Below are 460 nucleotides of genomic sequence, written 5' to 3'. Positions count from 1 at the left end.
TCTGTCCCACTCTCATTTTCGTATCAAAATTCAGCATTTTTTTCGTCTTTATGGCATACTAGACTTAGAAGAAAGCGAGGTAATCTCATGGAACAATTTTTAGAAGATATTAAAGATCTTGAAGTCACAACAGTCGCGCGTGCGCAAGAAGCGATCGACAAAAAAGAAACAGCAACCTTCTTTATTGGACGTAAGACTTGTCCTTACTGTCGAAAGTTCGCTGCTAAGCTAGCAACTGTCGTAGCTGAAACAAAAGCTCATATCTACTTTATCAATAGTGAAGAGCCAAGCCAACTAGAGGCTTTACAAGCCTTTCGTGCTCGATTTGAAATTCCTACTGTCCCAGGCTTTCTTCATACAGAAGACGGTCAAGTCAGCGTACGTTGTGACTCTTCTATGAGTCCAGAAGAAATCAAAGCATTTGCTCATCTATAAAAAAATTGAGGCTGGGACAAAAGTC

The 460-nt window shown here is 40.2% G+C and carries 1 protein-coding gene; it reads left to right on the top strand.

The window, feature by feature from the left end:
• Window positions 1–87: 87 nt before the first annotated feature.
• Complete coding sequence (locus BTU61_RS09080; RefSeq protein ID WP_200773253.1) at window positions 88–435, top strand: DUF6568 family protein; 348 nt, start codon at window positions 88–90, stop codon at window positions 433–435.
• The last annotated feature ends 25 nt before the right edge of the window (window positions 436–460 follow it).

Source organism: Streptococcus lactarius, from assembly GCF_016642265.1.
Lineage (GTDB): Bacteria > Bacillota > Bacilli > Lactobacillales > Streptococcaceae > Streptococcus > Streptococcus lactarius.
This window is presented reverse-complemented; position numbering and strand designations above follow the sequence as displayed.

What these genes read in the sequence shown, in the direction of transcription:
- BTU61_RS09080 (WP_200773253.1), top strand. Translation starts at nt 88, where the DNA reads ATGGAACAATTTTTAGAAGATATTAAAGATCTTGAAGTCACAACAGTC.